Source organism: Mesorhizobium sp. MC2-1-1 (genome assembly GCF_057597255.1).
Genome location: NZ_CP195205.1, coordinates 4,141,483 through 4,167,560, shown reverse-complemented (window position 1 = coordinate 4,167,560; position 26,078 = coordinate 4,141,483). Strand labels below are relative to the sequence as shown.

The following is a 26,078-nucleotide window of genomic DNA, read 5'->3' as shown; positions in this document are numbered from 1 at the left end:
TTCGCGCGGAAGATTAGGCTGGTCCTGCGAAGCTCGGACAGCGAAGCAGGATGGCGGAGAGGGAGGGATTCGAACCCCCGATACCCTTGCGAGTATGCCGCATTTCGAGTGCGGTGCATTCGACCACTCTGCCACCTCTCCGCGAGGTCATGGTCGGCCGTTGCCGGCGCGGCGCACTAGATAACGGCTGGCCGCCGGAGTTACAAGGCCTTATTCGAGCGATTTCCAGCTTCGGCGAAAGGCAACGGAGATGGCGCAGCCCGATATTCGCCGGCGACGCCGATCGGTCCATCGCGGTGGGCGGCCCGCTTGCCTTGACTCCGGCGCAACCTTCGGTTAGGGACAGCCCGCATTCGGCGTGGAGGGTCTTCCGCGCCGCTTGTTTTTTGAACCCGCAGACTGACAAAAAGACGGCCGAACCGCCCGAGGCGGCTCATCGAGGCCGACCGAACAGCGAAAGGCAAAAAATGTTCGCAGTCATCAAAACGGGCGGCAAGCAGTATCGCGTCGCCGCCAACGATCTCCTGAAGATCGAGAAGCTCGAAGCCAAGGTCGGCGATATCGTCGAGATCGGCAATGTGCTCGCGCATGGCGAGGGCGAGAACGTCACCTTCGGCGCGCCGTTCGTCGACGGCGCTCTGGTCACGGCAGAAGTCGTGGAGCAGGGCAAGAACCGCACCGTCATCGCTTTCAAGAAGCGCCGCCGCCAGAATTCGCGCCGCAAGATCGGCCACCGCCAGCTTCTGACCACCGTTCGGATCCTCCGAGATCCTGCTGGGTGGCGCCAAGCCGTCGAAGAAGGCCGCCGCGAAGCCGGAAGCCAAGGCCGAGGCGAAGGCGGAAGTGGCTGCCGAGGCCGCTGCGAAGGAGCCGAAGGCCAAGAAGGAAGCCAAGACCGAGGCTGCCACCGGCGAAGAAGCGAAGGCCGCGCCGCTGTTCAAGGCGCCGAAGAGCGAGCCGGACGACCTGACCGTGATCAAGGGCATCGGCCCGGTCGCGGCGAAGGACCTCGCCGAGCAGGGCATCATCACCTTCGCGCAGCTCGCCAAGCTCAGCGACAAGGACGTCGCCAAGATCGACGAGCACATGCCGTTCAGCGCCGACCAGATCAAGGACTGGCGCGAGCAAGCCAAGGAACTGGCGAAGAAGTAGTTTTTCCGGCGACGATCGTCGCCGGCACGGACTTGAAACGGAACGCGAACGCGTTCATAAGACCATTCAAGCGCCTCAGGGCGCATCGGAGTTAGTCAAATGGCACACAAGAAAGCTGGCGGTTCGTCGCGCAACGGTCGCGATTCGCACTCCAAGCGTCTGGGCGTGAAGAAGTTCGGCGGCGAAGCCGTCATCCCGGGCAACATCATCATCCGCCAACGCGGCACCTCGTGGCATCCCGGCGTCAACGTCGGCATGGGCACGGACCACACCCTTTTTGCGCTCGAAGCCGGCGCAGTCACCTTCAACAAGAAAGCCAACGGCCGAACCTACGTATCGGTGAACCCGATTACCAAAGCAGCGGAGTAGCCGGTTCCGCACCATAACACCGGCGCCCATCTCGGGAACCGGTGTCTGGCCAGGCCAGGAAAAGGATCAGGAGAGATGGGCTTGCCCTCTCTCCTTTTTCATTTCTTGCCCTGGAGGACTAAAATGGTTGCCGAAGCGGAAGACACCGAAGACGAAAGTTACGCGATCGATTGCCCGGTGCTGGCCACCGAGCGGCTGGTCATGCGCGCCCCGCGCGACAGCGACCTCGAGCAACTCGTCACACTTGCCGACAACCGGCATGTCGCCGAAATGCTCGCCCGTATGCCGCATCCCTATGGCAAGGCCGAGGGACGCACCTTCTTGGCCATGGCGGCGTCGCGCCGCGCCGGCATTGTCTATGCGCTGACGCTCAAGGACACCGGCACTTTCGTCGGCTGCGCCGGCTTGAACACCACCGATCGCGGGCTGGAACTTGGCTACTGGATCGGCGAGCCCTATTGGAAGCGCGGCTACGCCACCGAGGCCGCCCATGCGCTCGTCGACCTCGCCTTCCAGCGGACCTCGATTCATGTACTGCACGCCTCGGCCAGGGTGATCAATCCGGCCTCGCGTCGGGTAATCCACAAATGCGGCTTCCAGTATGCCGGCCAGGGCATGCTGAATTCGATCGTCGCCGGCCAGGTGCCGGTCGAGCGCTATCGGCTGGACAGGAAGACGTGGACCAGTCTCCGCAACTGGGTGCACTTTTGAGGTGTGCCGATATTCAGGTGAGACCGGCCTGCAAACACTGATTTTCTGCGCTTCCGGTGCTCACGTACTTAAGTACGCTCCGCTCCGGTTCTCGAAAATCAGTGTTTTCGGCTCGGTCTGACCTGAATCTCAACACACCTCGGCGTCGCACCTTGGATCGAGGCAAAGTAGGTCAGCTCAGTTCGGCCCATAGCGGCAGGTGGTCGGAGCCGACGGCGTCACGATCGGTCCATAGGCGCTTCAGCGACTTGGCGAGCGAGGCGCTGGTGAAGATGTAGTCGATGCATTTGTGGCGGTTTTGGTCTTCAGGCCGCTCGGGATCGACCCAGGTGACCAGCCCGGCGACGGCAAGACGCTGGGCGACATCGACGGCCAGATCGGCGGTCAGCGGCATGCCGAATTCATGGTCGGGGCGGCCGGCAAGCTCGACATATTCGGGGGAGCCCGGCAGCATGTTGAAATCGCCCATGACGATGAAGGCTTCCGGGTAGGGCAGGTCCGGCAGGCCGATCTCGGGAATGCCCGACAGTCCGCCGCCTTCAAGGGCGTAGTTCAAAAGGCGCTGGCGCAGGAAGCGGATCTGGCCCTGGCGCTCGACCGGGCTGCGGTGGTCGAGATGGGTGGAGTAGAAGCGGATGAAGCCGAGTGGCGTTTCGATCAGCGCCTCCAGGGCGCCCCGCTGGAAGTTCATGGTCTCAAGGCTGCGGCTGCGCGGCAGAAGGAGATTGCGCGACAGATGGATGGGCGTCTTCGACAGCACCATGTTGCCGAGTTGGAAGGAAGTCGAGATGGCGCGGCCGTTCTCGAGGCGCGAGCCGATGTTGACCTCGAAATTGCTGCCATAGGCGGCAAAATAATCGGGCAGCGCTTCGCAGAGTTCCGCCACCATGTCGCGGCTGCCGTTGCGCGGGTTGTTGCGGGTCACTTCCTGAAGCGCGATCACATCGGCGCCGCGCACAGCATCGGCGATGCGGCCGACATCGAATCTGCCGTCGAGGCCGATGCCGTATTGGATATTGTAGGAAACGATCCTCATTGCGCGCCCCTCCAGTCACGCCCTCGCCACAGTGCTAACGCGTTCTACGCCAAAGGGCATCCGGCGCTTTAGTCACAAATCGGCCTCGCCCTTGGCCCTGCCTTGGTTTAAGGCATGCCTTAGAGCAATCGCTCATGGACATCAGCAGAAACTCGAAACGACGATGAAATTCCTCGATCAAGCCAAGGTTTATATCCGATCCGGCGACGGCGGCGCCGGATCAGTTTCGTTCCGGCGCGAAAAATTCATCGAGTTCGGCGGCCCGGATGGCGGCGATGGCGGCCGCGGCGGCGATGTCTGGGCGGAAGCGGTCGACGGGCTGAATACGCTGATCGACTATCGCTACCAGCAGCATTTCAAGGCCAAGACCGGCATGCACGGCATGGGCCGCAACATGACCGGGGCCAAGGGCGCCGACATCACGCTGAAGGTGCCGGCGGGCACGCAAGTCTTTGCCGAGGACAATGAAACGCTGATCTGCGACCTGACCGTGGTCGGCCAGCGCTTTCTGCTCGCCAAGGGCGGCAATGGCGGCTTCGGCAACCAGCATTTCAAGACCTCGACCAACCAGGCGCCTCGGCGCGCAAATCCCGGCCTGCCGGGCGAGGAACTGACCATTTGGCTCCGGCTCAAGCTGATCGCCGACGCCGGCCTGGTCGGATTGCCGAATGCCGGCAAGTCGACCTTCCTTGCCGCCGTCACCGCCGCCAAGCCGAAGATTGCCGACTATCCATTCACCACGCTCTATCCCGGCCTCGGCGTTGCTCGCGTCGACGGCCGCGAATTCGTGCTCGCCGACATCCCTGGCCTGATCGAGGGCGCGCATGAGGGGGTAGGCATCGGCGACCGGTTCCTTGGCCATGTCGAGCGGACGCGCGTGCTGCTCCATCTGGTCTCGGCGCAGGAGGAAAGCCCGGGCAAGGCCTACAAGACGGTGCGCGCCGAGCTCGAAGCCTATGGCCATGGTCTGGCGGAGAAGGCCGAGATCGTAGCGCTCAGCCAGATCGATATCCTCGACGCGGACGCCCGCAAGAAGAAGGCGGCCTCGCTGAAGCGCGCGGCCGGCCGCGCGCCGATGCTTGTCTCGGCCGTCACCGGCGAAGGGGTCGAGGCGGTGCTGCGCGCGCTGATGGCGGTGGTCGCGGAATCGCGCGATGCCGTTCCGGCTCCGGTCGACACGCGCTGGCAGCAATGACCATGAAGTCGTTGAAGTCCTACAAGCGCATCACCGTGAAGATCGGCTCGGCGCTGCTCGTCGACCGCGCATCAGGCCTGAAGCGCGACTGGCTGACCTCGCTTGCCGACGACATCGCGGTGCTTGCCAATGCCGGCGCGGAAGTGCTCGTCGTCTCCTCGGGCGCCATAGCGCTCGGCCGCACCATTCTCGGCCTCGGCAAGCGCGCTCTGAAGCTCGAGGAGAGCCAGGCCGCCGCCGCCGTAGGCCAGATCGCGCTTGCCGGCGCCTGGTCGGACGCGCTCGGCAAGGATGGGCTGAAGTCGGGCCAGATCCTGCTCACCCTCGGCGATACCGAGGAGCGTCGCCGCTACCTCAATGCGCGCGCGACCATCTCGACGCTGCTCAAGATGAAGGCGGTGCCGGTCATCAACGAGAACGACACGGTGGCGACGTCGGAAATCCGCTACGGCGACAATGACCGGCTGGCGGCGCGGGTGGCGACGATGATGGGCGCGGATTCTCCTGGTGCTGCTCTCCGACATCGATGGGCTTTACACGGCGCCCCCGGCCAAGGACCCGGAAGCCAGATTCATCCCGGTGGTCGACCGCATCACGCCCGACATCGAGGCGATGGCGGGGGCGGCGGCCTCGGAGCTGTCGCGCGGCGGAATGCGCACCAAGCTCGACGCCGGCAAGATCGCCAACGCCGCCGGCACCGCCATGATCATCACATCAGGCACGAGGCTTTCGCCGCTGATGGCGATCGAGCGCGGCGAGCGCGCGACCTTCTTCAAGCCGAGCGCCAACCCGGTGAAGGGCTACAAGACCTGGATCGCCGGGCAGCTCGAGCCGGCGGGGCGGCTGACCGTCGATGCCGGCGCAATCAGCGCGCTCAAGTCCGGCAAGTCGCTGCTGCCGGCCGGCGTGAAACTGGTCAGCGGCAATTTCGCGCGCGGCGACACGGTCGCGATCCTGTCGCCCGAGGGCCGCGAGATCGCGCGCGGCCTGGTTGCCTATGATGCCGCCGATGCCGTAAGGATCGCGGGCTTGAAGACGACCGAGATCGAAAATGTGCTCGGCTACGAGGCGCGCTCGGCGATGATCCATCGCGACGACCTTGTGGTAAGCCTTGCCGGCGAACAAGTATTGGCCGACGACTAGAGTGGCTGACGACCCAGCGGAGGGATGAGACATGCTGAAGGCGCATGAAAAATCCGGCGAAGACACCGTGGCGCTTATGGCCGACATCGGCAGCAACGCCCGCGCCGCCGCCCGACCGTTGGCCGTCGCCTCCACCAAGGCCAAGAATGCCGCCCTTGCCGCCATGGCCGACTCCATCCTGCGCAACGAGCAGGCGATCCTCGACGCCAACGCCATCGACATGTCGAATGGCGAGGAGGCCGGGCTGTCCGGTTCCTTCATGGACCGGTTGAAATTGACGCCTTCGCGCATCAAGGCGATGGCCGATGGCATTCGCGAGATCGCCGCGCTCAAGGATCCCGTCGGCGACGTCATCGCCGAATGGGACCGGCCGAACGGGCTGCATATCGAGCGCGTGCGCACGCCGCTCGGCGTCATCGGCGTCATCTATGAAAGCCGGCCGAATGTGACGGCGGATGCCGGCGCGCTTTGCCTCAAGGCCGGCAATCCGGTCATCCTGCGCGGCGGCTCGGATTCGATCAATTCGTCGTCGGCGATCCATGCCTGCATGGTCGAAGGGCTGAAGGCGGCGGGCCTGCCCGAGGATGCCATCCAGCTGGTGCCGACCACCGACCGCGCCGCCGTAGGCGAGATGCTCAAGGGGCTCGGCGGCAACCTCGACGTCATCATCCCGCGCGGCGGCAAAAGCCTGGTCGGGCGCGTGCAGACCGAAGCGCGGGTGCCGGTCTTCGCGCATCTCGAAGGCATATGCCACCTCTATGTCGACCGCTCGGCCGATCTCGACATGGCGGTGAAGATCGCGGTCAACGCCAAGATGCGGCGCACCGGCGTCTGCGGCGCCGCCGAGACGCTGCTGGTCGACCGTGCGGTGGCCTCCACGCATCTGGTGCCGATCCTGGAGGCGCTGCGCGCCGCCGGCTGCGAGATCCATGCCGACGCCGAGGTGATGAAAGCTTTCGCAGATGCCAGCCTGGCGACCGACGCCGACTGGGTGACGGAATATCTCGACGCCATCATCGCGGTGAAGCTCGTCGACGGCGTAGCCGGCGCGATCGAGCATATCGAGACCTTCTCCTCGCACCACACCGAGGCGATCATCGCCGAGGACGCGCGGGCTGTCGAAAGGTTCTTCAATGAGATCGACTCGGCGATCCTCCTGCACAATGCCTCGACACAGTTCGCCGATGGCGGCGAGTTCGGCATGGGCGCCGAGATCGGCATCGCCACCGGCAAGATGCACGCGCGCGGGCCGGTGGGCGTCGAGCAGCTCACCTCCTTCAAGTACCGCGTGCGCGGATCGGGACAGGTGAGGCCTTGACCTTTTTCGCCCGGAAGGCCTGAGGGAGGCCAAGGCGAATGCTTTCGCAAGCCGAGAAGCCTGTCCCGGCCCGCTACTTTCGCATGCCGCACGCCGCCAAGGGCTTGACCGTGGGGCTGTTCGGCGGCTCGTTCAATCCGCCGCATGCTGGCCATGCGCTGGTTGCGGAGATAGCGCTCCGGCGTCTGGCGCTCGACCAGCTGTGGTGGATGGTGACGCCCGGCAATCCGCTGAAAAGCCAACGCGAACTGGCGCCTCTCGCCGAGCGCATCGAGCTCTCAGAGAGGATCGCCAGGAATCCCAGGATCAAGGTGACCGCTTTCGAGGCGGCGCATCATGTGCGCTACACCGCCGACTCGCTGGCGCTGGTCAAGGCGCGCAATCCGGGCGTCGATTTCGTCTGGATCATGGGCGCGGATTCGCTGCGCGACTTCCACCGCTGGCAGCGCTGGCGCGAGATCGTGCTGACCTTCCCGATCGCGATCATCGACCGCCCGGGCGCCACGCTCTCCTTTCTATCGTCGGTGGTCGCCAAGACCTTCGATTACGCCCGCATCGACGAGGGCGATGCACCGCTGCTCGCCCGCATGCCGGCGCCGGCATGGACCTTCATCCACGGTCCCCGTTCCTCGCTATCATCCACCGCGATCCGCAAAGCCGCGAAGAGCTGAGCTTGTTCCTTCCCACAAGGAAGGATGGGAAGCCCGGCCCATGTCGCTTTTACGGCGGCCTTTTGCTGGCCTGTGGGCCAATGTGCGCAAGCATGCTTGAAAAGAACCCTACCACGACCGATCCGGGCCGCGCCGAGCAGTCGGCGCCGCTGATCGCCATTGCCAGCGTCATCGTGTCGATGGCGCTGATCGCGATCGGCAACGGGCTGATGTTCGCCTATATCCCTGTGCGCCTCGGCGCCGACGGTTTCGACCCGACCTGGGCCGGGCTGATCGTCACCGGGCTTTCGGCCGGCGGCCTTGCAGGCTGCATCCTGACCGGTCCGGTCGTCAAGCGAGTGGGCCACGCCCGCGCCTTCATGGTGCTTTCGGCGCTGATCGCGCTTTCCAATGCGGCGATCGGCGCCGGTCCGATCCCGCTATTGTGGATCGCCGCGCGGGCCCTCTACGGCTTTGCAATCTGCGGGCTGTTCATCGTCGCGCAGAGCTGGCTGAACGATGCCTTGCCGAATTCGATCCGTGGCCGTGTGATGGCGGTGTTCTATGTCGCCTATATCGGCGGCCTGGGCATCGGGTACGCCACGCTGGCGGCGATCGACATCCACACGGCGGCCGCGTCGCTGATCGGCATCACCTTCACCGCGCTCTCCATTCTGCCGGTTGGCATGACCAGGCTTGCCCAGCCGCCGGCGCCACAGGCCGCATCCGTGGCGCTGCGCCGCGCCTGGCGCATCTCGCCGGTCGGCGTCGCCGGCATGCTGGCGGTCGGCGGTCTGTCGATGATCGTCTCCGGGTTCGCGCCGATCCATGCCACCGCCAAGGGCTACAGCCAGGCCGACGTGGCGCTGCTGTTGTCGGCGATGCCGGTCGGCACGCTGATCCTGCAGATACCGCTCGGCTGGATTTCCGACCGCACCGACCGGCGCTACGTGCTGGCAGGCGCGGCGGCGCTCGCGACCGTCGCCAGCGTGCTGGCCATCGTCTTCGACGGCGGCGCGCTTATGGTGCTGGTGGTGATCTATCTCATCTGGGACGGCGCGTCGGAATCGATCTACGCACTCTCCAGCGCGCATGCCGCCGACCGCGCTGGAAAGGATGAGCTTTTGGCGCTGTCGAGCTCGATGCTGTTTGCCTGGTCGCTGGCCGGCTTCATCGTGCCGAGCATAGTGACGGCGCTTTCCGCTGTCTTCGGCACCGAGACGTTCATTTATGTCGGCATCGTCATCGCCTCGGCCTTCTGCCTGTTCGTGCTGTGGCGCGTGACGGCAGGCCGGCCGACACCCGCTGCCACAAGCGGCAATTTCGCGCCGATGTCGGCGCAGACGCCTTTACCGGTGGAGCTTGCCTTCGCGCCCGATGAACAGCCCCGGCAGCACTGAACCGGCTACTGTTTGCGCGCCTCCGGCGCTGGCGCTTCGGGCGGCGGCAGGGGGACCGAGATGCCCTCGCTGTCGAACGCCTGCTTGGCGCGCTTGGTCATGTCGACCTGGGTCGAGAAATAGTCGGCGGCGGAAGTCCAGTAGCGCAAGGTGAGCGAAACGGTGGTGTCGCCGACGCTGGCCACGAAGGCGATCGGTGCCGGTTCGCGCCGGATGCGCTTCTCGGCGCCTGCTATCGCAAGCAGGGTCTTTTGCGCGCGATCGATGTCGTTCCAGGAGCCGATGCTCAAGCTCACATCGGTGCGCCGCACGCCGTTGCGTGTGAAATTGCGCACCGGCTGGTTCCAGAGCGTAGAGTTGGGCGCCAGCACATAGACGCCGTCGGCGGAGCGCAGCTTGGTGGCGAACAGGCCGATCTCCTCGATGGTGCCGGCAATCGAGCCGACCTCGACATATTCGCCGATGCGGAAGGGCCGGAGCGCCAGAAGCATGATGCCCGCGGCGATGTTCTGCAGCGTGCCCTGCAGCGCCAGCCCAATTGCCAGGCCGATGGCGCCTATTGCTGCGATGATGGAGGCCGTCTGCACCCCAAACTGCCCTAGCACCATGATGGTGACCAGGATCAGGATGGCGTAGCGGACGATCTTGGAGAAGAAATGCCGCAAGGTCGCGTCAAAGCCGTGGATATGGCCGAGACCGGCACGGATCGAGCGCTCGGCGAGACCGGCGACGAGATACCCGACAACCATCAGGATCACGGCGCCGATGGCCGAGAAGGAATAGGAAACGATCAAGGTGCTGAGCTGCGCAAGCCCGGCCTGAATGGTGATGAGGGCGCTTTGCGGGTCGGTGGGCATGGCGGGGATCCCGTTGGTCGGTGCGCGGATAACCCGTGCGTCGGAGATCAGTTCCCCGCCGTCTGCGCCTCCTCCGGAGGCGACTCAGCCGATGCGCCGGGCTGTCGTCTTGAAACTGCAACGGAACTCTGCCTATCTAAGTGGGATCACCTGATTTCCTTGGTGATTTGGTTGTTCTTGTTCGGAAAGGAAACACACTGAGAACAGCACTGCGGAAGAAGGCCGATATCATGCCTTCGCCGGCCGGGATCAGCGGCAACGCCGCCGCGACCCTCGCCCTCGACACAGTCCTTGCCAGTCTGGAAGACTCCAAGGCCGAAAACATCGTCTCAATCGACATCCAGGGAAAATCGAGCCTCGGTGACTATATGGTCATCGCCTCCGGCCGATCGCACCGTCATGTCTCGGCTGTCGCCGATCATCTCCTCAAAGCGCTCAAGGATGCCGGCCTCGGCACGGCGCGCGTCGAGGGGCTGGCCAGCGCCGACTGGGTCCTGATCGATTCGGGCGACATCATCGTCCATGTCTTCCGCCCCGAAGTCCGCGAATTCTACAATCTCGAAAAGATGTGGCAGGCGCCGGATCTCGAGGAAGAGACCTTGCACTGAGCCTTGATCCGTATGCCGTGACCCGTCACGGTATGCGCTAGACAAGCTCGCCGGGGCGAGGATGAAGATCACCGTTCATGCCGTGGGCCGAATGAAGACCGGCCCCGAGAGGGAACTCGCCGACCGCTATTTCGAGCGCTTCGCCAAGAGCGGGCCGGCAGTAGGGCTGGAATTTGCCGGCATCGTCGAAATCCCCGAAAGCCGCGGACAGAGCGCCGACGAGCGCCGTCGCGAGGAAGCCCATAAGCTCCAGGCCCAGTTGCAGTCGGGCGCCGTCCTCATCCTGCTCGACGAGCGCGGCAAGTCGCTCTCCTCGGAGGATTGGGCAGCCCGCATCGGCCAATTGCGCGACAGTGGCCGCAAGGCGCTGGTCGTCGCCATTGGCGGCGCCGACGGCCATGACAGGTCCTTGCGCGAGCAGGCGGAACTGGTGCTGTCGTTCGGCGCGCTGACCTGGCCTCACCAGCTCGTGCGGGTGATGCTGGGCGAGCAGCTTTACCGGATATCGACGATCCTGTCGGGCCATCCGTATCATCGATCGTGAATAACGGCATCGACCGAAAGCTGGGCATTGCCGGCCTTTGCCTCGATTTCCGCCTCAATCGCACGGCATCCGGGTTATTGGGCGCTTCCAACATGGTTGATGGTTCGTTAACGAAGCGGCGGATACAGTCGAGGCCTGATGTCTGAAGGCTGGAATTCGAGAGCGCGCGCCTGGCGCAGCCGTTGCGGTTTGACACTTGTCGCCGCCGCGGTCGCGCTCGGGCCGGTCCGGGCGGCCGAACAATCGCTCGACATGGCCCCCGATCCTGATCAGAGCCGGGCCGAATACGAGCAGGTTTCCAAGGAGATCACGCTGTCGTCGGAGCGGCTGGCCAAGCTCGCCGCCGACATCGCCTCGGTGCGCAAGGACTATGCCTCGATTACCGCGGCGCTCATCCAGTCGGCGATGACGGAACAGAAGCTCGGCCAGGACATCGAGGACATCGGCGCCAAACTCGAAGGGCTTAAGGCCGAGGAACAGAAGCTGCGCGCCTCCCTCATGGCGCGGCGCGACGTGCTTGCCGAGGTGCTGGGGGCGCTGCAGCGCATGGGGCTCAACCCGCCGCCGGCGATTCTGGTCAAGCCGGAAGACGCGCTGTCGTCGGTGCGCAGCGCCATCCTGCTGGGCGCCGTGGTGCCGGAACTTCGCCAGCAGACCGACCGGCTGATGGCCGATCTCAAGGAGCAGACAAGGGTGACGGCCTCCATCGAGACCGAACGGGCGCGACTTACCACCGCCGTCACCGATCAAACGGCGGAGAAGAAGCGGCTCACCATGCTGCTCGAGGCCAAGAAGAAGCTGCAGGCCGATACCCAGACGGCGATCGCGGCCGAGCAGCAGCACTCGCAGCAGCTGGCGGCCAAGGCAAGCAGCCTAAAGGACCTGATTGCCTCGCTTGAAGCCGACAAGGCGCGCAAGGCGCAAGACCAGGTCAAGGCGGGCGAGCGGAAATCGACCGACAGCGAAACGTCGTCGTCGACGGCCGAGCTTGCCGCGCTGCCGGTGCCGGAAGCCAACCGCCTCACGGGATCAGCTCCGTTTTCGGCATTGCAAGGCCAGATCGCGCTGCCGGTCATCGGCAAGATCAAGCTGCGTTTCGGCGCCGATGACGGCAACGGCGCGGCAATGCAGGGCGACATGGTTGCGACACAATCGGGGGCCATCGTGACCGCGCCTGCGGATGGAAACGTGCTTTATGCGGGGCCGTTTCGTTCCTATGGTCAACTCTTGATCCTCAATGCGGGCGATGGGTATCATGTCGTCCTGGCGGGGATGAGCAGAATCAGCGTCGTGACCGGACAGTCGGTGCTCGCGGGAGAGCCGATCGGCGCGATGGGAGAGGCCCGGGTGGCAAGCACCTCGGCCTCGCGGAATGAGAATTCGACGTCGGAACTCTATGTCGAGTTCCGCAAGGATGGAAAACCTGTCGATCCGGCCCCATGGTGGGCGGACCGATTCTCTGGAAGGACGTGAAATGATGCGGAAACTGTCGCTTCTGTTTGCCGGCGCGCTGATGGGCGCATCGGCAATGAGCCTGGTCTACGGCGCACCGGGTTCGGCGGCGAACGCTGCGGGTTCGGAAACCTACAAGCAGCTGGCGATCTTCGGCGACATCTTCGAGCGCGTGCGCGCCAATTATGTGACGCCGCCGGACGACAAGTCGCTGGTCGAGAACGCCATCAACGGCATGCTGGCCTCGCTGGACCCGCACTCGTCCTACATGAATGCCGAACAGGCGCAGGACATGCGCGTGCAGACCAAGGGCGAGTTCGGCGGCCTCGGCATCGAGGTCACCATGGAGAACGACCTCGTCAAGGTCATCACGCCGATCGACGACACGCCGGCCGCCAAGGCGGGCGTGCTTTCCGGCGACTACATCGCCAAGATCGACGGCCAGGAGGTTCGCGGCCTCACCCTCAACGACGCGGTCGAGAAGATGCGCGGGCCGGTCAACACGCCGATCAAGCTGACCATACTGCGCCAGGGTGCCGACAAGCCGATCGAGCTGACGGTGGTGCGCGACATCATCAAGGTCAAGGCGGTGAAGTACCGGGTCGAGAAGGACATCGGCTACATGAAGATCACCTCCTTCACGGAAAAGACCTATGACGATCTCGAGAACGCCATCGAGAACATCAAGAAGCAGGTGCCCGATGACAAGCTGAAGGGCTATGTGCTCGACCTTCGCCTCAATCCGGGCGGTCTGCTCGACCAGGCGGTGAGCGTGTCGGATGCGTTCCTCAAGCGCGGCGAGATCGTCTCGACGCGCGGCCGCGACCCGAAGGACGTCACCCGCTTCGACGCCAAGCCGAAGCAGGTCGACGATATCAACGGCAAGCCGATGATCGTGCTGGTCAATGGCGGTTCGGCTAGCGCCTCGGAGATCGTGGCCGGCGCGCTGCAGGACCTGCGCCGCGTCACGGTGGTCGGCACGCAGTCCTTCGGCAAGGGCTCGGTGCAGACCATCATCCCGCTCGGCGAGAATGGCGCCCTCAGGCTCACCACGGCGCTCTATTACACGCCGTCGGGCAAGTCGATCCAGGGCAAGGGCATCACCCCGGACATCAAGGTCGACCAGCCGCTGCCGCCGGACCTGCAGGGCCGCGACCTGACGCGTGGCGAATCCGATCTCAAGGGTCACATCAAGGGCGCCGACGAGAACGCCAGCGGTTCGGGCTCGGCCGCCTATGTGCCGCCGGATCCGAAGGACGACCTGCAGCTGATCTATGCCGAGCAGCTCCTGCGCGGCGAAAAGACCGATCCGGCCTTTCCGCCGAATCAGGACAAGGCCGTGCTGAACCAGTAAGGGCCGGCGCGGCCGGGGCAAAGCTCTGGCCGGCTGAGCGAAGCAATGCAATGCTGCCGGGACCGCGAGGTTCCGGCAGTTTGATTCGGGCCCCGGGGCTGGGGCGCCACGCGTCTGGGGTATAGCGCCGACGATTGTGAAGTTTGCGTAGGATCTCACGTCGGACGTGACATTCGCTTCAGGCGGCGTGCTGGGAACATAGCTTGGCTGACATCGGCAAGGACATCGAGCGTCCGCTTGGACAGAAGCTGCGGCCCAAGCAGCCTGAGTCGCGCGGCTTCAGTGGCGGAGCGATTGCCGCGGTGGTCGCCGTGCTTGTCGTAGTCGGCGTTTCCGGCGCGATCGCGTTGCGCGAAAAGCCTTTCCGTAAACCTCAGGAAGTGGCGGTTTCGACGCCGAAGGTCACTGTCGCTCCCGTTACACCGGCGCCCACGCCCGCACCGGCCCCGGCGGCCGCGCCGCAGGCCGGAACGCCGATGAAGAGCGGCGGCCCGCAGATCATCCATGTCCAGACCGAGGAAGGCGATGGGCCGCCTAAGACGGCGATCGTGATTCGCGATCCCTCGACGCTCGGCCAGAACCTCAAGGTCGCCCATATCCCGGATAAGGGGCTGATCGAGCCCAGCGACACCGGTCCGCTGCCGATGCGCTCTGCCGACGGCAGGCGGCCCTTCGACGTTTATGCGCGGCCGTGGTCGGGCGCGCGCGGGGCACGGTTGGCGATCGTCATCGGCGGGCTCGCCGTCTCGCAGACCGGCACGCAGGCCGCGATCGCCAAGCTGCCGGCCGAAGTGACGCTCGCATTCGCCCCGCAAGGCAACAGCATCGGCCGCTGGATGCAGGCAGCAAGGCAAAGTGGGCATGAGATCGTCATGCAGGTGCCGCTCGAGCCGTTCGATTATCCGAACGTCAATCCCGGCCGCAACACGCTGACGGTGTCGGCCAGCCCGGACGAGAACCTCAAGAGCCTGCGCTGGGCGCTGTCCCGCACCACCAACTATACCGGCGTCATGAACTATATGGGCGCGCGCTTTTCGGCCGACGCCACGGCGATGGAACCGTTCATGGCCGAGCTCGGCAAGCGGGGGCTTGCCTATATCGACGACGGTTCGTCCGCGCGTAGCGTCGCTTCTGATCTCGCGCTGAAGGACGGCGTGCCGTTCGTCGCCGGCGACATGGCGATCGACGCCGTGCAGGATCGTGGCGAGATCCTCAAGAAGCTGGACAGCCTCGAAGCCACGGCGCGCGCCAAGGGCTCCGCGGTCGGCATCGGTTCGGCCTTCGATATCACCGTCGACACGGTGGCGTCCTGGATCGCCGAGGCGAAGAAGCGCGGCATCGAGATCGTGCCGATCTCGGCGGTGGCGATCGATCCGCAAAAGGGCTAACCCTACCCGCCTCGCCCAAGTCCATTCTCGAAAACCGCTGGGAAGCTGACCAATGGCCAAGAATGTCGATCCTCAAACGCTGCCCTATCGTCCCTGCGTCGGGGTGATGGTCCTCAACAAGGCCGGCCTGGTCTGGGTCGGCCACCGCATCCCCGAACCGGACAGCGAGTTTTCCGGCACGACGCAGCTCTGGCAGATGCCGCAAGGCGGGATCGACAAGGGCGAGGAGCCGATCGAGGCCGCCGGCCGCGAGCTCCATGAGGAAACCGGCATGCGCAGCGTGTCGCTGCTTGCCGAGGCGCCGCGTTGGATCAACTACGATCTGCCGCCGCATCTGGTCGGCGTTGCCTTCAAGGGCCGCTATCGCGGCCAGACGCAGAAATGGTTCGCCTATCGCTTCGAGGGCGACGAAAGCGAGATAGAGATCAATCCGCCGCCCGGCGGCCACACGGCCGAATTCGACGAATGGGCCTGGCGGCCGATGCGCGAGCTGCCGGATCTGATCGTGCCGTTCAAGCGCAAGGTCTATGAGCAGGTGGTGGCTGCCTTCCAGCACCTGGCTTCCTGACAGTCGCCATCCGTCCGGTTGTCGCGGCGGCTCCATGGCCGTATTGATTGGCGATCGATGAACGGGGGTCGCCATGGACGACGACACCGGAGGCGCGTTTCCGGACAATGATGCAAGCGGCAATTCCACTGTGAGCGAGGCGGCCGCCGGGGCGATCCTGACGATCGACCTCGGGGCCATCCGGGAAAACTATCGCCGGCTGAAGACGCGGCTGAATGGCGTCCGCTGCGCCGGCGTGCTCAAGGCCGACGGCTATGGGCTCGGCGCCGCATGCGTGGCCTCGGCTTTGGCGAAAGAGGGCTGCGACATCTTCTTTGTCGCGCTGACCGGCGAGGGCATCGCGCTGCGCGAGGCGGTAGGCCCGGGGCCGGACATCTTCGTGCTGAACGGACTGCCGCCGGGTTCGGAACCGGAAGCCGCGGCAGCCGGGCTTTGCCCCGTCATCAACAGCACCATGCAGCTGAAGGCCTGGCGCGAGACCGCGCGAGGCAAGGGCCGGAGGCTGGCTGCCGCCATCCAGGTCGACAGCGGCATGGCAAGGCTCGGCATGGCGCCGGCGGAAGTCGAGGCGGTCGCGGGGGAGACCGGCGCCTTCGAGGGCATCGACATCCGTTTCGTGATGAGCCATCTCGCCCGCGCCGACGAGCCGTTTCAGGCGGCGAACGAGACGCAGCGGCGCGAATTCGACCGGCTGCGCAAGATGCTGCCAGCGGCGCCGGCCTCCCTGGCCAACTCGTCCGGCATCTTTCTCGGGTCGGCCTATCACTACGATCTCGCCCGTCCCGGAGCAGCACTCTATGGCGTCAACCCGACGCCCCGCGAACCCAATCCGATGCTGCCGGTGATAGGGCTGCGAGCCAAGGTGGCGCAGACGCGCCAGGTCGGCGCCGGCGCCGGGATCGGCTATGGCCACACCCGCCATGCGGACGGGCCCCTCGACCTCGCGACCATTTCGCTGGGCTATGGCGACGGCTGGCACAGGCGCGCCGCTTCGGCCGCCTGGTTCGACGGCGTGCGCTTGCCCTTCGTCGGTCGCGTGTCCATGGACTCGATCATCCTCGATATCTCGGCGCTTCCGGCCGGCCGGCTCAAGGAAGGCGACCTCGTCGAGCTCGTCGGTTCTTCGCAAAGCGTCGACGACGCGGCCGGCCACGCCGGCACCATCGGCTACGAGATATTGACCAGCCTGGGTGCGCGCTTTCACCGCCGCTACATTGGTTCCTGAAGCGGTAGGCTTGCTTGACAAGCCGGGGCTTCTCGGCAAGGTTCGGGGCATGAGCAACCTCGCTTATACCAAGACCTGCTTCAGGGTTTGCCCCATCGCGGGAGCGTAGCCCCGGCGTGGCCGCCAATGCCGGCGGCCGCGTGAACAGGGGCATTGAATTCCAGACATTTTCATCGAGTCGACGGCCTTTGCGGCCCGGCTTTGTTCGCCACCTTCGGTGGCGGCTTGCGCGCATCGCCGATGCGCCAGCACATGAGGTATGCCATGCTCACAGCAACGAAATCGCATCCCCGAAATTCCATCCTTGTCAGCGCTGCCGATCGCGACCGGCTGAGCAGTCTCGCCAGGGCCTTTCTCGACCGGGCGCCCGATATGGCCGAGGACCTGCTTGCCGAAATGGACCGCGCCAGGGTGGCCAGCGAGGCGGCAATGCCCGCCGACGTCGTGCGGATGGGCTCGACGGTGACGCTGCAAGATCCGGAGGGAAGCACCCGAACGGTGACGCTGGTCTATCCGGCGGAAGCCGACATCGCCGAAAAACGCATATCGGTGCTGACGCCGCTTGGAACGGCGCTGATCGGCGCGCGTGCCGGACGCACGGTCTCGTGGCGGAGCCGCGACAGCCGGGTGCTTTCGGCGACGATCGACGCCGTCCGACAGGGGCGGAGCGAGACATGAGCAGGGCCCTCTACCGCCTGACGGCGAAAGACTTCGCGGTGATCGAGGCTATGCTGATGCGCCGTCGCGCGTTTGCCGATCCGATGGCGCCGATGCTCGAACGCAAGCTCGCCGAAAGCCGCGTCATTGCGACGGAGGCCGTGGAGCCCGACCTTGCCACGCTCAACAGCCGGGTGATGTTCCGCGTCAGCGGCGGTTCGTCGCAGACCCGGACGCTGGTGCAGGCAGAAGCATCCGCTCCGGTCGGCTCCAGCCTCCCGGTCGCCACATGGCGCGGCCTGTGCCTGCTTGGCATGACGACGGGCCAATTCGCGCTGGCGGAGCGGCCAGACGGCCCTGCCGAACCGATCCTTCTCGAGCATGTGGCCTATCAACCGGAGGCCGCGCGGCGGGCGGCGCGGGATCGCGCCGGCGAACGGCCTCGCCACGTCCTCAAGCTGGTCCACAGCGCGCCCGCGGGTGACTGGCCCCTTGGCGGGCGCGGTAAAATCCGGCAGACAGAAGGGGACGATCCGGGCCCTTCCGCGGCATGATCGGCCTTGAGGGAGCATAGAATGAAAGTCATCGTGTTGGGCGGCGGCGTCATCGGTGTCACCACAGCCTACTTCCTCGCCGAGGCCGGTCATGAAGTGACCGTCTACGATCGCCAGCCGGGGCCGGGGCTCGAAACCAGCTTCGCCAACGCCGGAGAGGTATCGCCGGGCTACGCCTCGCCCTGGGCCGGGCCCGGCGTTCCGATCAAAGCCATCAAATGGCTGCTGATGAAACACGGCCCGCTGGTCGTGCGGCCGGCCTTCGACCCTAATATGTGGACGTGGCTCATCAAGATGCTGCGCAATTGCACGGCAGAGCGCTACGCACTCAACAAGTCGCGCATGGTGCCGCTTGCCGAATACAGCCGCGACACGCTGAAGGCGTTGCGCGAGGCGACCGGCATCACCTACGACGAACGAACAAAAGGCACGCTGCAGCTCTTCCGCAAGCAGAAGCAGCTCGACGGCACCGGCGGCGACGTCGAGGTGCTGAAGAAATACGGCGTGCCTTACGAGATCCTCGATCGCGACGGCTGTATAGCCGCTGAGCCGGCGCTCGCGGCGGTGCGCGAAAAATTCGTCGGCGGTCTCAGGCTTCCCGGAGACGAGACCGGCGACTGCAAGATGTTCACCGACAAGCTCGCCGCGCTCTGCGTGGCGCGCGGCGTGACATTCGAATACGGCTCCATCATCCGGCGCGTCGTCAGGAGCCGCAACCGCTTCACCAACATCCTCACGGATAGCGGATGGAAATCCGCGGACGCTTTCGTGATGGCGTTGGGCAGCTACTCAGCGCATTTCATGCGCGAGCTGGGGCGGCCCATTCCAGTCTATCCGGTAAAGGGCTATTCGATCACCGTGCCGATCCACAATGCCGACGCGGCGCCGGTTTCGACCGTCATGGACGAGACCTACAAGGTGGCGATCACGCGGCTTGGCGACCGCATCCGTGTCGGCGGCACGGCGGAGATCTCAGGCTATGATTTGCGCCTGCACGAATCGCGCCGCCGCACTCTCGAACATTCGGTCGGCGACCTCTTCCCTGGCAGCGGCGATCTCAAGGCGGCGAGCTTCTGGTGCGGCCTGCGGCCGATGACGCCGGACGGACCGCCTTTGATCGGGCAAAGCGAGGTCGCCAACCTCTATCTTAATACCGGCCACGGCACGCTCGGCTGGACCATGGCCTGCGGCTCGGCGAAGGTGCTGGCCGATATCATGTCTAACCGGGTGCCGGAGATCAACGCGCGCGACCTCAGCCCGGAGCGGTATCTCAAGCCGATCTAGAGCCTTTCACCGTTTCATGGAAACGGAAACCGCGCGCGGCGCTCGCTTAGAACGCCTCACGCACCCACGTGTCGCTGAACAGCAGCCGGTAGGCCCAGCCGACGCCAACCTTGGCGGCGACCGGCCGGGAATGAGCGACGTAGTCCTGGTAAATCGGCTTCATCCTGGCATAAAAGGCCGGGTCGAGCACGACCACGCCGTTCTCCGAGTCATGGAAGAAGCTGCGGTTGTTGAGGTTGACCGAGGAGATGGCGACCAGCCTTTCGTCGATCATCATGATCTTGGAATGCAGCACGACATCGGGCGCCTTGAACTCGCGGATGTTGATGCGGTCGCCGTATTTCTCGACGAACAGCTTGTTGAGCGCGGTGAGGAACCGGCCGCCGATATCGCCTTTGAGATCGATGCGGCCGACGACATCGATCTTCACTCCCCTGGCCAGAGCCCGGTCGAAGGCCCGGGCGATATCCGGCGTCAGGTTGAGATAGGGATTGACGATCTCAATGCGGTGCTCGGCGGTGTCGATCAGCTCGACGAAATAGGCCTCCAGCGCGTGCCCGTCCTCGTACGGCACGGAAATGAAATGCCGCGCCACGCCCCTCGGCGGGCGGCCGCCTGACCGCGCCGGAATGGAAAATGGCCGCGACAAATTGGTGTCGGCGTCGCGCAGCCAGATCGTCGACAGATGCGCGGCCAGGGTCTCGACGGTCGCCTGGTCGGCGATCTCGATGTCGAAGTCGCTCCAGTTGGAGTAGTAGTTCAGCGAGAAACCGTCGGTCTTGCCGTATTGCTCGAGGTCCGGATAGCGGGTCAGGTCGACCGGTTGGTGGAACAGAAAGCCGTCATGGATGTTGCGGCCACCGATGATGACGCGTGAGCGTGCGGGCTCCTCGGCCAATGTCGCGAGCATCTTGATGTGATGGGTCTTGTGAAGCTGCGAGATCTGCTCGTCGAATGGCGCGCCATGGTCGGCCTGCCAGCGATATTCCTGCAGTTCGACATTGGGGAATTCGGATGCCAGCCGGTGCAGCATGGCGTCGTCCTTCTCCCGTTCCAGCACGTCAGTGACCAGGATGCGCACCTTGGTGCCAAGTGCGGCGTGATGGCGGATCAGCCGCTCCATGATGCGGCCGGAGAAATCCGCCTTGAACTCCAGCGACGACAGATAGATCAGCCTGAGCTTCGGCGCGTTGGAGAAATCCAGCGGCATTTCCGGGTCGGCCTTCTCGATGGCGCTGTCCGGCAGCGTCCTGCCGAGCATGGCCTCGACCTTGGCGTTGAAGCCGTCACGCGATTTGCGCAGCAGGGTCGGCGACGCCAGCGGCAGCGCGCAGGTCTGGGATAGCCAGCGGCTGGCATAAAAAACGCGGTCGAGCTCCTCCATCCCCTTCGGATCGGGGACCGGGCAGCGGTCGTAGCGGCTGTCCAGCGCTGTGATCCAGGGATCGGCGCTCTCCTCGCGCAGCAAGGTCAGCGGCGCTCCGGCAGGCGCCAGGGAAGAACCGATGCGCAGATCGCAGCGGGTGAGCGCCTGGTCCGGGAACAGGCTGATGGTGGTGTCGGTGACCGGCAGGCTCAAATGGAATGACGAGGCCGCGGCGACGATGGTGGAGCGGCCCGATGCGCGGATCGCGAGCGGTCCGTTACAGGTGCCGCCGATGTCGACGGGCCGCTGTCCGGCCTGGCGCAGCACGATCTCGACCGAGCGCGCCTGCAGGCCGGAGAAGCTGAAGGTCTTGGACGCCGAAGGCCGCGCGGCGGCATCGAGATAGAGGGTCTGCCGCGACATGCGCCAGCGACCGGTGAAATGGCCTTCGCCCGGTTTGCCGTGAGCTGGCGCCAACTCGGTGTCGTCCATCGGTTTCGCCAGCCGCTGCAGCGCCGGGTAGGTCGCATGGAAGCCGGTGTTCTGAACATCGCGCCAGTCGCGGCCGAAACGGCCGGTGCCGTTGGCGCGGTCGAGAGCATCCAGGCGGCTTCGGGCAAGCAGCGCTTGGAACTCCCTGTCATAGGCACTGTCGCCATCGCCGGCGAAATATCGCGCCGTGGCTATCTCGGCGCCGCTGCCGTCGGCCGAGACCGGAAGGCGGCCGCAGGCGCCGTCGCCCGGAAAGAAGGCGCAGGCCGAATCGCCGGGCATGCCGGCGCAACCGGCAAGTGCTGCCAGCGCCAGTCCAAGCAACGCCCCGGCGATTGCTGATCCCACGCTCATCCGGTCGCACCGTGCATGGCTCTCAGCTGGCTGGGATCGCGCGGCGGCAGGAAACCTTGCGGAAAGATTCTGCAGACCGGGAACGCAAAGGTGGCGATCAGCAGTTCGGCCTCGTTGCGCATCTTGAGTGGCGCGGTCCTGTCGTCTCGAATCTTCCGCGCGGCGGCGACCAGCGCGCCGTCGCATTCGCAATGATCGTGCCGGGCGATATAGCAGGCGTCGTGGATCCGGCACGCGGCATCGAGACGGTCGACGGGCCTGGCCGACAGATCGCCGGTGCGCGTGCCTGGGCCGCAATAATTGCCGATCACGAAAGGCGATGGCCGCGACATGGCGTAGCGGACCGGCTTCGGCAGCCGCGCTTCCGGAACCTTCGTCCAGGGATTGGCGCAGCCCGACAGCAAGAGCAGCGGCAGAATGGCAAGAACGGCTCGCATTTCCCTGCCGGCGTTCCGAAGATTGTCCCCCTCGCGCTCCGTCATGGCATGGCCAGGCACGCTGGTGCCACAGTGGCTGAATTTGTGGCGGAGGCAAGGCGGCAACGACCAAATGCCTGTGATAGGATCGGCCGCAGGGAGGGGACTTCGGGATGCGTCTTTTTCTTCTTGCGGCCGCGGCCGCATTCCTGGCCTGCGCGCCGGCCGCGCTCGCAGCGGACAAGACCATCCACGACAAGGAGCATGGCTTTTCGCTGACCTATCCCGACGAATGGACGAATGAAGCAAAGCCCGGCAATTCGATAAAGCTCAAGGTCAGGTCCGGCGAAGAAGGCCTTGTCTGTCGGGTGTCGGCCGGCCTGAACGACCCGCTCGATCCGAATGTGCCGCGTGAGCCCAAGACCTATATCGAGAAAGACTGGTCCTTGGAAAGCTGGCAGAAAATGGTGGGCGCCGCCTTTGGCTCCGCCCAGTTCAGCAACGACAGGCTGGCGCGGTTTCCCGACGGCTATCCGGTACGGATCGCCGAGATGGATTTTCACTACAGCGATAGCGACGTCGATTTCTATGGTCATGCCGAGGTCGCTATTTCGTTGCGCGGCACACGCTACGGCCTCGCCAATTGCGGCGTCGCAGGCGACAGCGCCGAGGAAGCGGCACGCAAATGGGCGCCGCTTGCGGACGAAGCCCGGAAGGTGGTGAGCTCCTTCGTGCTCGACGCGGATTAGACAAAGAGGCTCCGTTCCAGTTCCACCGCCTTGGTGATGAAATTGGCGACGAGCTGGACGCGGCGCAGCGGCCTTACCGATTCATGATAGACCAGCCAGTAGGCGCGGCGGATCGGCGCGACGATGTCGACCGGCACCAGTTCAGGCATCGAGCGGGCGATGAAGGTGTGCAAGATCCCGATGCCGGCGCCGGCGCGCACCGCTTCGGCCTGGCCGAGCGCCGAGGAGATGGCGAAGCTGGTGCGCCATTCGGGGCTGAACTCGGATGCATAGTCTAGCGAGGGGCTGACGATCAGGTCCGGCACATAGCCGATCAGCGTATGGCTGCCGAGCTCGGCCGGCGTTTTTGGGACGCCGCTGGCTTCTGCGTAGGCGCGGGACGCAAACAGGCCGAGCGTGTAGTCGACCAACTTGCCCGCCACAAGCCGGCCTTCGGTCGGCCGCTCGACGGTTATCGCGATATCGGCCTCGCGTCGGGACAGCGAGAAGGAGCGCGGCACCGGCACCAGCTGGATGGTGAGCTCACGGTGCAGAGCGGTCAGCTCGCCGAGCCGCTTTGCCAGGAAGGCGACGCCGAATCCGTCGGGCGCGCCGATGCGCACGGTCCCCGAAACGTCGTCGCCCTCGCCGGCAATGGTCGAGCGCGCGGCGATCATGTCGCTTTCCATGCGCTCGGCGATGTCGAGGAAGCGCTCGCCGGCCGGGGTCAATTCGCTGCCGGTGGTCAGGCGGCGGAAGAGCTTTGTCCTAAGCGCCTCCTCGAGCGCGGCGATGCGACGCGAGACGGTCGCATGGTTGAGTTCCAGGCGCCTGGCCGCGCCAAGGATCTGGCCGGCGCGCGCCACGGCTAGGAAGATGCGGACGTCATCCCAGTTCATAAGAAATCCCTGACGACAGGCGCACCCTGTCATTTGCGGCAATTAATGCACACTCTATGGCCGCTGTCCATTTTACGCACAACGGTTGCGTTCTTCCTCGCGTTGCCTTCGGCGCCGCAAAGGCGGACAATGCACCATCATCAGGACACAGGGAGAGAAACCATGATCGAATACGGTCATTTCATCGGCGGCAAGCGTGTCGCCGGCACCAGCGGCCGCAAGCAGGATGTGATGCAGCCGCTGGACGGCTCCGTGCGCGGCACGGTGGCGCTGGCCTCGCAGGCGGAACTGCGCGCCGCGGTCGAGAACGCCAAGGCGGCGCAGCCGAAATGGGCCGCCACCAACCCGCAGCGCCGCGTGCGCGTGCTCATGAAATTCCTCGAACTGGTCGCCCGCGACTATGACGAACTGGCCGACATCCTGGCGCGCGAGCATGGCAAGACTATTGCCGACGCGCGCGGCGACATCCAGCGCGGCCTCGAAGTGGTCGAGGTCTGCATCGGCGCCCCGCATATGATGAAGGGCGAGTTCACCGATGGCGCAGGTCCCGGCATCGACGTTTATTCGATGCGCCAGCCGCTTGGCGTGGTCGCCGGCATCACCCCGTTCAACTTCCCGGCCATGATCCCGCTATGGAAGATCGCGCCGGCCATCGCCTGCGGCAATGCCTTCATCCTGAAGCCTTCCGAGCGTGATCCGGGCGTTCCGTTGCGTATAGCGGAACTATTCATCGAGGCCGGCCTGCCGGAAGGCATCCTCAATGTCGTCAACGGCGACAAGGAAGTCGTCGACGCCATTCTCGACGATCCGGATATCAAGGCCATCGGCTTCGTCGGCTCGACGCCGATCGCGCATTATATTTATTCGCGCGGCACCGCGTCGGGCAAGCGCGTGCAGTGTTTCGGCGGCGCCAAGAACCACATGATCATCATGCCCGACGCCGACATGGACCAGACGGTCGACGCGCTGATCGGCGCCGGCTACGGCTCGGCCGGCGAGCGCTGCATGGCGATCTCGGTGGCGGTCCCGGTCGGCAACGACACCGCCAACCGGCTGATGGAAAAGCTGGTGCCGCGCGTGGAGAGCCTGAAGGTCGGTCCCTCGACGGATTCTTCCGCCGATTTCGGCCCGCTGGTGACGGCGCAGGCGCTGGAGCGCGTCAAGGGCTATGTCGACATCGGCGTCAAGGAAGGCGCAAAGCTGGTCGTCGACGGGCGCGGCTTCAAGATGCAGGGCTATGAGAACGGCTATTACATGGGCGGCTGCCTGTTCGACAACGTGACCGCCGACATGCGCATCTACAAGGAAGAGATCTTCGGGCCGGTGCTCTCGGTGGTGCGCGCGCCGCGCTATGAGGATGCGATCAAGCTCGCCAACGACCACGAGATGGGCAATGGCGTCGCCATCTTCACCCGCGACGGCGACGCGGCGCGCGACTTCGCTTCGCGCGTCCAGGTGGGCATGGTCGGCATCAACGTGCCGATCCCGGTTCCGATCGCCTACTACACCTTCGGCGGCTGGAAAGCGTCGTCTTTCGGCGATCTCAACCAGCACGGCCCGGATGCGTTCCGCTTCTACACCAAGACCAAGACGGTCACCTCGCGCTGGCCGTCCGGGATCAAGGACGGCGCGGAGTTCGTCATCCCGACGATGAACTGAGCGGACAAGCCTCTGAACTACTGAGAAGCGCGGTGAAAGCCGCGCTTTTCTTTTGGCGAGGATGCGGCCTGTCCCCAAGGCCAAGGTTTTTTGCCTTTCAGTACGATCGCTCGGTGCAACCGATGGGACAAGATCCGCGGCGCGGCGCTCCGAGAGAGCATGCGCATTTTCTAATAATTCCGCTGCCGTGTGATGGAACCAACAGACCGTCATCCGCCTTAGGCTGTATTCCAGCCTGCGTGCAGGCAAATCAAACAGCGCCGGTAGCAGCCGGGGTCTATGTCTGGCGCGAGGAGGTGTCAGATGACGCGAATTCTTATGGCGACATTACTGGCCGCGGCGACGATCGGTGGCGCCGCGCCGGTGAACGCGGCGGCGCAATGCGCGCCGCGCGCGGACATCATCAAGGCGCTTGGAGACAAATTTCACGAAAGCGAGGCCGGCCGGGGCCTGATCAATCCGAACGTCGTGCTGGAGATCTTCGTCTCGGATCAGGGCAGCTGGACCGTGCTGGCCTCGGACACCAAAGGCCAGAGCTGCGTGCTCTCTGCCGGCGAGGGCTGGGACAGCCCAACCATCACGGCGGCGATGCCGGGCGCTTGACGCGGAACTGCGCGACGGCGGCGGCAGCATTCAGAGCGTCGGCGCCGTGCCGCAGTCGATTGCGTGCTTGATGCTGTGAATTGCGGATGCGCGATT

24 protein-coding genes, 1 tRNA gene and 2 pseudogenes are annotated in these 26,078 nt (G+C 65.0%); 21 read left to right on the top strand and 6 right to left on the bottom strand.

Features of this window, described 5'->3' with window-relative positions:
- Positions 1-51: 51 nt before the first annotated feature.
- Positions 52-141 (bottom strand) — tRNA-Ser (locus ACR64R_RS20640).
- A 326-nt stretch (positions 142-467) separates the two neighbouring features.
- Here ACR64R_RS20640 and ACR64R_RS20635 point away from each other — a divergent pair.
- The 3 genes and pseudogenes from ACR64R_RS20635 to ACR64R_RS20625 all read left to right on the top strand — a co-directional run bounded on the left by ACR64R_RS20635 (position 468) and on the right by ACR64R_RS20625 (position 2,232).
- Positions 468-1,152, top strand: a pseudogene (locus ACR64R_RS20635) (50S ribosomal protein L21).
- Positions 1,153-1,251: 99 nt separating this feature from the next.
- Positions 1,252-1,521 (top strand): 50S ribosomal protein L27, encoded by a 270-nt coding sequence (gene rpmA, locus ACR64R_RS20630; protein ID WP_006327539.1) that lies wholly within the window; start codon positions 1,252-1,254, stop codon positions 1,519-1,521.
- Between the two features lie 123 nt (positions 1,522-1,644).
- Complete coding sequence (locus ACR64R_RS20625; protein ID WP_487358122.1) at positions 1,645-2,232, top strand: GNAT family N-acetyltransferase; 588 nt, start codon at positions 1,645-1,647, stop codon at positions 2,230-2,232.
- 172 nt (positions 2,233-2,404) lie between these two features.
- Here the strand turns inward: ACR64R_RS20625 and ACR64R_RS20620 are convergent, their stop codons facing one another.
- Entirely contained in the window at positions 2,405-3,268 is an 864-nt protein-coding gene (locus ACR64R_RS20620; protein WP_487358121.1) for an endonuclease/exonuclease/phosphatase family protein, read from the bottom strand.
- Positions 3,269-3,431: 163 nt separating this feature from the next.
- On the opposite strand from ACR64R_RS20620, the gene obgE reads away from it, so the two are divergent.
- The 5 genes and pseudogenes from obgE (at position 3,432) to ACR64R_RS20595 (ending at position 8,974) form a co-directional block, all read left to right on the top strand.
- Entirely contained in the window at positions 3,432-4,463 is a 1,032-nt protein-coding gene (obgE, locus tag ACR64R_RS20615) for a GTPase ObgE (RefSeq protein WP_487358120.1), read from the top strand.
- Positions 4,464-4,465: 2 nt separating this feature from the next.
- Positions 4,466-5,606: pseudogene (gene proB, locus ACR64R_RS20610) on the top strand (glutamate 5-kinase).
- 31 nt (positions 5,607-5,637) lie between these two features.
- Positions 5,638-6,924, top strand: a complete 1,287-nt coding sequence (locus tag ACR64R_RS20605; protein WP_487358119.1) for a glutamate-5-semialdehyde dehydrogenase — start codon at positions 5,638-5,640, stop codon at positions 6,922-6,924.
- 83 nt (positions 6,925-7,007) lie between these two features.
- Positions 7,008-7,595: a nicotinate-nucleotide adenylyltransferase gene (locus ACR64R_RS20600; protein ID WP_487362506.1), complete on the top strand. Its 588-nt coding sequence runs from the start codon at positions 7,008-7,010 to the stop codon at positions 7,593-7,595.
- A gap of 92 nt (positions 7,596-7,687) precedes the next feature.
- Positions 7,688-8,974 carry an MFS transporter gene (locus ACR64R_RS20595; protein ID WP_487358118.1) on the top strand — a complete coding sequence of 429 codons (1,287 nt, stop codon included), beginning with the start codon at positions 7,688-7,690 and terminating at the stop codon, positions 8,972-8,974.
- A gap of 5 nt (positions 8,975-8,979) precedes the next feature.
- On the opposite strand, the gene ACR64R_RS20590 is transcribed toward ACR64R_RS20595, so the two are convergent.
- Positions 8,980-9,831, bottom strand: a complete 852-nt coding sequence (locus ACR64R_RS20590) for a mechanosensitive ion channel family protein (protein WP_487358117.1) — start codon at positions 9,829-9,831, stop codon at positions 8,980-8,982.
- A 230-nt stretch (positions 9,832-10,061) separates the two neighbouring features.
- Here ACR64R_RS20590 and rsfS point away from each other — a divergent pair, with 230 nt between their 5' ends.
- The 10 genes from rsfS to ACR64R_RS20540 all read left to right on the top strand — a co-directional run bounded on the left by rsfS (position 10,062) and on the right by ACR64R_RS20540 (position 19,465).
- Entirely contained in the window at positions 10,062-10,439 is a 378-nt protein-coding gene (rsfS, locus tag ACR64R_RS20585; RefSeq protein WP_487358116.1) for a ribosome silencing factor, read from the top strand.
- 61 nt (positions 10,440-10,500) lie between these two features.
- Complete coding sequence (rlmH, locus tag ACR64R_RS20580; protein ID WP_487358115.1) at positions 10,501-10,983, top strand: 23S rRNA (pseudouridine(1915)-N(3))-methyltransferase RlmH; 483 nt, start codon at positions 10,501-10,503, stop codon at positions 10,981-10,983.
- A 138-nt stretch (positions 10,984-11,121) separates the two neighbouring features.
- Positions 11,122-12,456 (top strand): murein hydrolase activator EnvC family protein, encoded by a 1,335-nt coding sequence (locus ACR64R_RS20575; protein ID WP_487358114.1) that lies wholly within the window; start codon positions 11,122-11,124, stop codon positions 12,454-12,456.
- A 1-nt stretch (position 12,457) separates the two neighbouring features.
- Positions 12,458-13,789, top strand: a complete 1,332-nt coding sequence (locus tag ACR64R_RS20570) for a S41 family peptidase (protein WP_487358113.1) — start codon at positions 12,458-12,460, stop codon at positions 13,787-13,789.
- A 203-nt stretch (positions 13,790-13,992) separates the two neighbouring features.
- A complete protein-coding gene (locus tag ACR64R_RS20565) occupies positions 13,993-15,177 on the top strand; it encodes a divergent polysaccharide deacetylase family protein (RefSeq protein ID WP_487358112.1) in 1,185 nt (394 codons plus the stop codon).
- A gap of 52 nt (positions 15,178-15,229) precedes the next feature.
- Positions 15,230-15,745 (top strand): RNA pyrophosphohydrolase, encoded by a 516-nt coding sequence (locus tag ACR64R_RS20560; protein WP_487358111.1) that lies wholly within the window; start codon positions 15,230-15,232, stop codon positions 15,743-15,745.
- Between the two features lie 73 nt (positions 15,746-15,818).
- The gene (gene alr, locus ACR64R_RS20555) at positions 15,819-16,970 is read left to right on the top strand and encodes an alanine racemase (protein ID WP_487358110.1); all 1,152 of its coding nucleotides are present in this window, start codon (positions 15,819-15,821) and stop codon (positions 16,968-16,970) included.
- A gap of 264 nt (positions 16,971-17,234) precedes the next feature.
- Positions 17,235-17,648: a nucleoside diphosphate kinase regulator gene (rnk, locus tag ACR64R_RS20550; protein ID WP_487358109.1), complete on the top strand. Its 414-nt coding sequence runs from the start codon at positions 17,235-17,237 to the stop codon at positions 17,646-17,648.
- A complete protein-coding gene (locus ACR64R_RS20545; protein WP_487358108.1) occupies positions 17,645-18,181 on the top strand; it encodes a GreA/GreB family elongation factor in 537 nt (178 codons plus the stop codon). Before rnk ends, ACR64R_RS20545 begins: the two co-directional genes overlap by 4 nt.
- Positions 18,182-18,202: 21 nt before the next feature.
- Complete coding sequence (locus ACR64R_RS20540; protein WP_487358107.1) at positions 18,203-19,465, top strand: D-amino acid dehydrogenase; 1,263 nt, start codon at positions 18,203-18,205, stop codon at positions 19,463-19,465.
- A 46-nt stretch (positions 19,466-19,511) separates the two neighbouring features.
- Here ACR64R_RS20540 and ACR64R_RS20535 read toward each other — a convergent pair whose 3' ends face one another.
- Both ACR64R_RS20535 and ACR64R_RS20530 read right to left on the bottom strand, forming a co-directional pair.
- Positions 19,512-21,677 (bottom strand): phospholipase D-like domain-containing protein, encoded by a 2,166-nt coding sequence (locus tag ACR64R_RS20535; RefSeq protein WP_487358106.1) that lies wholly within the window; start codon positions 21,675-21,677, stop codon positions 19,512-19,514.
- Positions 21,674-22,114 (bottom strand): phospholipase A2 family protein, encoded by a 441-nt coding sequence (locus tag ACR64R_RS20530; RefSeq protein WP_487358105.1) that lies wholly within the window; start codon positions 22,112-22,114, stop codon positions 21,674-21,676. The genes ACR64R_RS20535 and ACR64R_RS20530 overlap by 4 nt, the downstream gene beginning before the upstream one ends.
- Before the next feature lie 152 nt (positions 22,115-22,266).
- Here ACR64R_RS20530 and ACR64R_RS20525 point away from each other — a divergent pair, with 152 nt between their 5' ends.
- Positions 22,267-22,842: a hypothetical protein gene (locus ACR64R_RS20525; protein ID WP_487358104.1), complete on the top strand. Its 576-nt coding sequence runs from the start codon at positions 22,267-22,269 to the stop codon at positions 22,840-22,842.
- Here ACR64R_RS20525 and ACR64R_RS20520 read toward each other — a convergent pair.
- Positions 22,839-23,720 (bottom strand): LysR family transcriptional regulator, encoded by an 882-nt coding sequence (locus ACR64R_RS20520; protein ID WP_487358103.1) that lies wholly within the window; start codon positions 23,718-23,720, stop codon positions 22,839-22,841. The genes ACR64R_RS20525 and ACR64R_RS20520 overlap by 4 nt on opposite strands.
- Positions 23,721-23,882: 162 nt before the next feature.
- Between ACR64R_RS20520 and ACR64R_RS20515 the strand changes: the two genes are divergently transcribed.
- Positions 23,883-25,379 (top strand): CoA-acylating methylmalonate-semialdehyde dehydrogenase, encoded by a 1,497-nt coding sequence (locus tag ACR64R_RS20515; protein WP_487358102.1) that lies wholly within the window; start codon positions 23,883-23,885, stop codon positions 25,377-25,379.
- A 303-nt stretch (positions 25,380-25,682) separates the two neighbouring features.
- Positions 25,683-25,982, top strand: coding sequence for a hypothetical protein (locus ACR64R_RS20510; protein WP_487358101.1), 300 nt, complete (start codon positions 25,683-25,685; stop codon positions 25,980-25,982).
- Positions 25,983-26,078 lie beyond the last annotated feature (96 nt).